Below are 2,531 nucleotides of genomic sequence, written 5' to 3'. Positions count from 1 at the left end.
AAGTAGTGCTGCACAGTGCTGCACGCCCGACCGAACACCGGTCGGGCTGGTCCCATATAAGGGGCATGAAGAAATGGCTACACCCTGACTGGAAGAAGAAGCTGCGCCACGCTTGGAGCAATCGCTTCCTCGCGGTCGCCGGCATCCTCGCCGGCATGCAGGCCATGCTCCCATATCTGCCGGCCTTCCTCACGCTCTCACCGCAGGTGATGGGCATCTTTACGGGCCTCGTCGTGGCCGGGGCCTTCATCAGCAGTGTCTTTGTCAGCCAGAAGGTTTTCCGCAATGCCGATCAATAAAATCGTGCCTACCAAGCGCGGGAAGGCCGCCGTTCTCGCTGCACTCATTTTCGCAGGCGTCTCCGGCTGGCAGGCTGTCGATCAGCCCACGCCGGCGTACGCACCGCCTGCCGTTGTCCAGATGGTCCGTCCGGCCGTCGTGGCGCCCGCACTCACGCCCGAGAAGCTGATCCACCAACAGGTCGCGGCCGGCAAGATCCCTCCGGCCGTCAAGCTTGCGGTCGAGGAGATGATCATGCCCTGGGAAGGGCTGCGCCTGACCGCGTATCTGGACACCCTCCCGAAGAAGGATGTGTGGACCGTCTGCTATGGCGAGACACTCAACATCAAGAAGGGCATGAAGTTCACGCGCGAGCAGTGTGTGGCAATGCTGATCAAGCGCGTCATCCACGACTACTATCTGCCGCTGGTCGACGGCGTGAAGGACTACGCGATCGCCCCGGTCTCGCTGCAGGCCTCCATGATCTCGGGCGCCTATAACTTCGGCGTTGCCGGCCAGAAGGGCTCACGGACAGCCGGCTTCGTCACCACGCACCAGTACAGCCTGGCGTGCGATGCCCAGACGGCCTGGAACAAGTCCGGCGGCAAGGTTCTGCCTGGCCTCATCAACCGTCGTGAGAATGGTGACGCCCAGCGCAAAGGCGAGGCCGAAATCTGCAAGTCGGGGCTCTGATCATGCCACCCTGGTTGTCCCTTCTTCTCCTCCGCATCGGCGTCTGCCTGGGCATATTCATAGCCGGCTTCGGCTACGGCTGGATGAAATTCGAGAAGGCGGCGGAAATCGCCGCCCTCAAGAGCCAGGTCACGCAGCTGCAAACCAACGTCGCGATCCTCGAAGCCGACTCCAGCCAAGCTGTGGTCGACGCTGGCAAGCTCGCCCAGTACGACAAGAACGCAAAGGAGCAGCGCGATGCTGTCACATCTAATCCGCGCATCAAGTGTTTTGACGGTGATGCTGCTGACCGGGTGCGCAACCTCTGGAAAGGTTGAGCTGCCTCCGCTCCCGGAGGACATCCGCACTTGCTTTCAGAAGATGGTCGGGCCTTTCCCGGAAGGCAAGCCGATCGACGACCTGATGGTCTTCGACAAGCTCGACGAGTTCATCAAGTCCGACAAGACCAAGACGGCCTGTGGGAAGCGGTTGATCGCCATCTTTGACGCGGCCGGAGACCCAAAAGCTCTGGCCAAGCTGTTGCGCGACAACAAGGCGCGCACTAAATAGGTCTTCCTATAGTATTGGGTGGGCCTATGAAGAAACTAATCCTCCAGGCGGCGCTGTGCGCCGCCCTTATTTCACCCGCAGGTGCCGTATCGCGCCTCGATCATCGGGTGGAGAGCGCCTACAACGTCCGCTACTTCGACGTGAACGAGTTCGATCCGGAGAAGGTGAACGTGTTCGTGATCTGGTACGATCGCAGCGAGGCCAAGCTCAGCGCCGAGCGAGTGTGCGCCCTGGACGACAAGATCTCAACGGTCTGGTGGGGAGACCTGGGCTCCTACAACAAGCACCACCAGAATGTGCGCGCTGCTGCCCAGGAGAGTTTCTACGAATGTGAAAAGGGCCGCTGACGCGGCCCTTCTGATCACTTGTTGAAATCGACGGGACATGCCCCGCCGGCGCAGTCGATGTGGACCTTGTCCACGTCTTCGGCCATCTGCTCATTGATGGCTGCGACGACCGCTTCGTAGCGCGCCTTGGTGAGCGGCTCTTCCGGCTGATACTCGTAGGACAGGGTCTCGACCTGGGGCAGGACCGACACGGCGCGCACCAGATCGATGTTGGCGTCCATGACCTTCGAGTATTCCTTGAAGCTGACCTTCTTGGGATCGTACTTCAGGGTGTAGGAGACCTGGTTGCCGCCCTCACGACCGATCCAGAACGTTTCCAGGAGACGGAGCCAGCGGAACTGCTCCTCCATCGTGGCCTCGCCGGCCGTTGTGACCTCGCCACCCATGCCACAGATGACCGGCGCCGTGGGGAAGCCCACGATCGTCGTGCCCTTGTAGCTCTGCAGCTCTTTGGTCGGGTAGCCCTTGGCAGCGTACTCGGCCACCAGCGGGTCGTCAGAGCGGAACTGGACCCAGCGGAGGTATTCCCGCATGGCGGGCAGGTGAGCGCCCTCGGTGAGGCCGAACAGCTTGCTGGTGGTGCCGGCTGGCTTGATCGTCCTGCGCGTGTGAGGGAACACCACGCCGAGATCCTGGCAATAGGTGCCGGCCTCCTCGTCGACA

At 61.6% G+C, this 2,531-nt stretch carries 5 protein-coding genes and 1 pseudogene; 5 read left to right on the top strand and 1 reads right to left on the bottom strand.

Annotated elements, in window-relative coordinates; all coding sequences use genetic code 11:
• The 5 genes from EOC06_RS32560 to EOC06_RS32540 all read left to right on the top strand — a co-directional run.
• A partial coding sequence (locus EOC06_RS32560; protein ID WP_164898860.1) for a hypothetical protein occupies window positions 1–299 on the top strand: 299 nt, incomplete at its 5' end.
• Window positions 286–972, top strand: a complete 687-nt coding sequence (locus EOC06_RS32555) for a lysozyme (RefSeq protein ID WP_128309721.1) — start codon at window positions 286–288, stop codon at window positions 970–972. The genes EOC06_RS32560 and EOC06_RS32555, both read left to right, overlap by 14 nt.
• 83 nt (window positions 973–1,055) lie before the next feature.
• Window positions 1,056–1,289 carry a hypothetical protein gene (locus tag EOC06_RS32550; protein ID WP_164898859.1) on the top strand — a complete coding sequence of 78 codons (234 nt, stop codon included), beginning with the start codon at window positions 1,056–1,058 and terminating at the stop codon, window positions 1,287–1,289.
• Window positions 1,249–1,521, top strand: a complete 273-nt coding sequence (locus EOC06_RS32545) for a hypothetical protein (protein ID WP_128309719.1) — start codon at window positions 1,249–1,251, stop codon at window positions 1,519–1,521. The genes EOC06_RS32550 and EOC06_RS32545 overlap by 41 nt, the downstream gene beginning before the upstream one ends.
• 26 nt (window positions 1,522–1,547) lie before the next feature.
• Window positions 1,548–1,868, top strand: coding sequence for a hypothetical protein (locus tag EOC06_RS32540; RefSeq protein WP_128309718.1), 321 nt, complete (start codon window positions 1,548–1,550; stop codon window positions 1,866–1,868).
• Window positions 1,869–1,882: 14 nt separating this feature from the next.
• On the opposite strand, the pseudogene EOC06_RS41005 reads toward EOC06_RS32540, so the two are convergent.
• Window positions 1,883–2,531: pseudogene (locus EOC06_RS41005) on the bottom strand (ribonucleoside-diphosphate reductase); the annotation flags it as partial.

The sequence above is a fragment of the Mesorhizobium sp. M7A.F.Ca.MR.362.00.0.0 genome (assembly GCF_004023175.1).
Lineage (GTDB): Bacteria > Pseudomonadota > Alphaproteobacteria > Rhizobiales > Rhizobiaceae > Mesorhizobium.
The sequence above is the reverse complement of the archived record's forward strand: the minus strand, read 5'-3'. Positions and strand labels throughout refer to the sequence as shown.